The 4,850-nt window shown below is 63.1% G+C and carries 5 protein-coding genes and 1 pseudogene; all 6 read right to left on the bottom strand.

The features are described from left to right. Position 1: 1 nt before the first annotated feature. Positions 2-853, bottom strand: a complete 852-nt coding sequence (locus CM1CMNOD_RS06430) for an ABC transporter permease (protein ID WP_013872861.1) — start codon at positions 851-853, stop codon at positions 2-4. A 13-nt stretch (positions 854-866) separates the two neighbouring features. Next, a complete protein-coding gene (locus tag CM1CMNOD_RS06425; RefSeq protein ID WP_013872860.1) occupies positions 867-1,727 on the bottom strand; it encodes an MlaE family ABC transporter permease in 861 nt (286 codons plus the stop codon). An 836-nt stretch (positions 1,728-2,563) separates the two neighbouring features. Beyond that, positions 2,564-3,331 carry an SDR family NAD(P)-dependent oxidoreductase gene (locus tag CM1CMNOD_RS06420; protein ID WP_013872859.1) on the bottom strand — a complete coding sequence of 256 codons (768 nt, stop codon included), beginning with the start codon at positions 3,329-3,331 and terminating at the stop codon, positions 2,564-2,566. Positions 3,332-3,521: 190 nt separating this feature from the next. Further along, positions 3,522-3,836, bottom strand: a complete 315-nt coding sequence (locus tag CM1CMNOD_RS06415; RefSeq protein WP_013872858.1) for a cytochrome C oxidase subunit IV family protein — start codon at positions 3,834-3,836, stop codon at positions 3,522-3,524. A gap of 4 nt (positions 3,837-3,840) precedes the next feature. Next, positions 3,841-4,479: a cytochrome c oxidase subunit 3 family protein gene (locus CM1CMNOD_RS06410; RefSeq protein ID WP_131772311.1), complete on the bottom strand. Its 639-nt coding sequence runs from the start codon at positions 4,477-4,479 to the stop codon at positions 3,841-3,843. A gap of 2 nt (positions 4,480-4,481) precedes the next feature. Beyond that, positions 4,482-4,850 (bottom strand): annotated as a pseudogene (locus CM1CMNOD_RS21570) (hypothetical protein); the annotation flags it as partial.

Here is a 4,850-nt window from a genome sequence, read left to right as displayed (position 1 = left end):
ACTAGTACCCGATGGGCGCGCGTGTCAGCGACCCGAAGAACATCTGCTGGAATACCGCCCCGACCACGCTGACGATGACCAGGTTGATCACCATGGACTTCGCCGTGTTCTTGCCGACCCCGACCGGCCCGCCACTGGCCGTGTATCCGTAGTAGCAGCCGACGGTGACAATCATCATTCCCATGATCGCGCCCATGGCCAGTGACAACAGCACGTCCTGCTGGGTCTGGAAGGCCCAGAAGACGGAGAGATAACCGCCCGCGGACACACTGTGGAACACGTGTACGTTCAACACGTACTGGACGCCGTACATGATCCCGGTACCTATCATGAACATGAACGGCGTGATGATGATGACCGCGAGCAGCCGGGTGCTGATGAGATACGAGTGCGGGTCGAGGCCCATGACCTCAAGCGCGTCTATCTCCTCGCTGATCCGCATCGACCCGAGCTCGGCGACCAGCCCACAGGCGACCTTCGCCGAAAGAATCCAGCCCCACATCTCGGGAGCGACCGTGTAGTCGGCGGTCGAGGTGAACACTCCCGTATAGCTGCCGGCGCCCAGCTGGCTGAGGAGATAGTGGCCTTCCAGCGAGGCCTCCGCGGCCAGCATCCCCATCATGAACCAGATGATCCCGGAGCTGGACAGGATCATTATACCGGCCTGTCGCAGCACCTCGGAGCCATAGTGCCGCACACCCGGCATACGGCGCACGGAGGTGACCGTGAATCTGGCGATCTCACCGAGGTCGCGTATCAGCGACCCCTCACCAGTGTAGGAACCGAAGCTGCCGGTGCCGGCCTCTGTCGACGGCTTCGCCGCGACGCCGCCGCTGTCTGCTGCCACAGTCATTGTCGACCCCCTTTCACCGGTTCACCAACATGTCGGGATTCAGGCCCAGCATCGTCGCGTTCAGCACGAAATTGATCACCCACACGGCGGCGAAACACAGCACCACCGCCTCGTTGACAGCCCGTCCGACACCCTCCGACCCACCGCGCACGGTGAGCCCTTTCTGTGCGCAGACAACGCCGATGAACGTGCCGGTCAGCGTGGACTTGACCACAACACCGACCAGTTCGGGAGTGGTCAGGCTCGACAGGAAGTTCGCAAAATAACCTCCGACGGACGTCGTGCCGAACACGGTCGCGGAGGTCATGGCCATGATGATGCCGAGCAGTCCGCCGATAATGGTGAAGGCCACCGTCATGATCGTGATGGCGAGCACCCGAGGAAGCACCAGCATCCGTGTCGAGTCGACACCGAGCACCTTCAGCGCGTCGAGCTCCTCCCGGATGCGCCGGGCACCGAGGTCCGCGGCCATTGCGGTTCCCATCACCCCCGCGACAGCCATTCCGGTACAGAAAGGCGAGATCTCTCGGATACTCGCCATCACGAAGTAGGTACCTATCCGGTTCTGCCCACCGAGCAGGCTGAGCAGGTCGTACGCGTAGTTCGCGATGAGGAAGGTGAAGCCGCCGACCGCGAGAACGCACGGCAGCCAGCAGAAACGCAGCATCGCGTACATCTCGTCACGGGTACTCCCCCAGTACCCCCGCGGCTGGCGTACCGCCGTGGTCACCAGCCGCCCGAGTAACTGCCCACACTGTCCGACGTCGACGACCACTCGCTGAAGAAGTGGTGGCAGCCTTGTCAGAACACTCTCGGTAATGGTGCCGGAACCTGAGCGGTGGCTGCCTGCTCCGGTTGCAACCTGCTGTGCCATCTGTCTCCTTGATCAGTTTGGCGGTGCATCGCTTCCGTGGATCCACCGCACCGTCGTCGACGGGACTCCCGCTGCCAGAACTCGTGCCGGCAAGAGGAACTACGGCCCCGAACGCATCACAACAGCCCCTGTCGACCAGACGTCGGACAGCGAGGACGGAACACCTGTCCAGCCCTCACGACCACCGCGGGAAAACGACCGTCCGGCAGTGGCAGAATCGGCCGACGACAGGTTTTCAGGACTAGTGGGCGCTCGTGACAGAGCGCCTCAGAAAAATTCCACGGCATCATTCATGATTAGATCAGTCGCCTTCTCCGCGCGACCTGACAGCCGCCGTCAAACATTCCGGAAAGCACACGAAAAGACAGCGTTCCAAGAGCATTTACGGCGCCCTTCGGGCGCATCCACGCCAGGCCTGAAAAACGAACTCGTAACAGGCGAAAGAACGGCGTGGAAGATGTGTCCTGTTCGGCTCGGCAACGTACACACCCGATGCCCGGTCCGGATGCGACCTACGAGCGAGGTGCGCCGGTCAGGTCGTACGAGGTCGCGCACGCTGCCGCGCCGGCGGCGTGCGCGCGGCACGCCAGGCCCGTACAGCCCACCAGGCCCCGCGACCAGCGCTCCGTCGGCCAGCGCCTGTGGACGCGCCATCCGAAAAGCGCCTACCAGCTCTGCTGGCGACCGGGTGCCGCGCATGGGCATCGCCCACCGGATCAGGAGGACCGCACCGGTTGGCGCACCCGTGCCCGTGAGATCCACCGGAGCCGGCGTGAACGGCCCCGGCCAGGAATTCGCGGGACAACCGTGGTGGCGAACGGCGGCGACGCTCTTTTCTACTGGGCGGTCCAGCCCCCGTCCACCGGGATGACTTGGCCGGTGATGAAGTCGCTCTTCGGGCTCAGCAGGTAGACGACCAGGTTGCCGATGTCCTCTGGCCGGCCCAACCGGCCCGCCGGGGTGGCCGCCGTAACCGTGGTGAGCAGCTCCTCCGTGATATCGCCCAGCATGGGCGTCTGGGTGACGCCTGGAGCAATGACATTGATCTGGATGTTGCGCGCGGCGTACTCGACGGCCACCTGTCGTGACAGAGCGATGACCCCACCCTTGGCCGCGGAGTAGGCGAGCACATTCTGCATACCAATGAGACCCGCCGTCGACGCAATATTGACGATCTTGCCGCCACCGTTTTCCAGCAGGGCCGGGACCACCGCCCTCGCACCGAGCCAGACACCCTTGAGATCGACGGCGAGAATGCGGTCCCAGCCCTCTTCCGTCTGCGAGAGCAGGCTGTCGACATCCGACACGATGCCGGCGATACTGGCGAGCCCGTGGATGGAGCCATGCGACTCGATCACGTCGTCCACGAGGATCTGCCAGGCTGCGGCATCCGAGACATCGAGGGCTCGGGCCTCGGCCCTGCCGCCGGCCTCGGTGATGGCCGCGGCTGTCTCGTCCTGACCTTTCAGGTCGATCGCGATGACGAGAGCGCCCGCCTCGGCCGCCAGGTGCGCGGTCGCTCTACCGATACCGGAGCCGGCGCCGGTAATCAAAACCGTACGTCCCTCAAGAAGAGCACTTCCGCCTGATTCTGATGCAGTCACAGCATGCCCCTTCCGTCCTGTCGACTTACTGAGGACCGTGATACCCCGTCGGCCACGGTCACAGTCATTTCAGTATAAAACAACTGTTCGTTCCTGAACAGCACCACGGTCGGCAACGAACACGCTCGGGAAAGACACCGGTTACGCCTCCGGAAAACACGGCCCCGCACCACGGCATCGGCCGCTCGTTTTAGCCGCCGGCAGTGAGGTACATGGCCACGAGAACCGCACACACCACCACGGCCCACCCGGCGAACAGAAGATGCAGTATCCGTGGAGCTTCCCGGATCTCCATGAAGTACCGACCGACGAGGTACACCTTGAAAAACGCCACCACAATCACACCGACCGTCGCGGCCTCCCGGGCGCCATGACCTTCCCCGAGATACCAGGAGAGCACGGTCGCGCCCATGAGCGTGAGCCAGGCGACAACGGTTGGATTCCTGACGACAGAAATCCTGGCGGCAGAACCCTTGACGACGGTGCTCCCGACATGCGTCGACATCTGGTCACCTCATCAGGTACAGCAGCGCGAACAGAACGATCCAGAGCAGGTCGACAAGATGCCAGTAGCAGGCTCCGGCCTCAAGATTACGTATGTCCCTGGCCTCCAGGACCGGTTTGCGGGCAATCCTGTACATGATCACAAGGCCGATCATTCCGATCAGCAGGTGCAACAGGTGGATACCGGTGAAGACGAAGTAGTACATGTAGAAGCTGTTGACCGACGGTGTGTGTCCCGCGTCAATCTTGTCCGAGTACTCCAGGTACTTGTTGAGGACGAAGCCAGCGCCGCAGAGCAGCGTGACGAGAATCATCCGCGAGCCGGTCCGGGAAGCCCCTCCGCGCAGCGTGTTCAGGCCCAGCACGACAAACATCGACCCGGTCAGCAACAACAACGTGTTCACCGCGCCGAACGTCAGGTCCATGGTCTCGTGAGCGTGTTCGAAGAGCTCGACGCTCCGCGACCGTTCGTAGACGAACACACCGAAGAACAACCCGAAGACGAGCATGTCCCCGAAGATGAAAACCCAGATGCCGATCTCGCCCGGCACCCGGCCTCCGCCGCGAGGGCGCCACCGGGGCGCCCTCGCGGTGTGCGAGGCGAACGGATCCGCGAACGGATCCACCGCGGACGGCACGCTCATGGTCACGACACGGTGGAAAGATCTTGCTCATGGACGAAGCCGCGCTTGACGTTCTGCATCGACAGGTAGCTGAAGTACAGCACCCAGGCGCCGAAGACCATGAACGGTGCCCACAGACACACCACACCGGTCCAGCCGAACGGCCCGCTCTTGAAGAACCAGACCGTCCCACCGGGCATGAAGCACACGCCTGACCAGATGCTGAAGTATCCCGTCCAGCGCGGGAAAACCGGTGTCGCCTTGTCCAGCAGGATGTTCAGTCCGAGCGCGATGGCCCAGATCGTGAACGGCATCCAGGTGCCGAGCAGGATGATGAAGCCCGCGTCGTTGAACGCCTGTGTGATCTCCGGTGACACGTCCCCGGCGCGGAA

The organism is Protofrankia symbiont of Coriaria myrtifolia (assembly GCF_900634755.1).
GTDB classification, from domain to species: domain Bacteria; phylum Actinomycetota; class Actinomycetes; order Frankiales; family Frankiaceae; genus Protofrankia; species Protofrankia coriariae.
The sequence above is the reverse complement of the archived record's forward strand: the minus strand, read 5'-3'. Positions and strand labels throughout refer to the sequence as shown.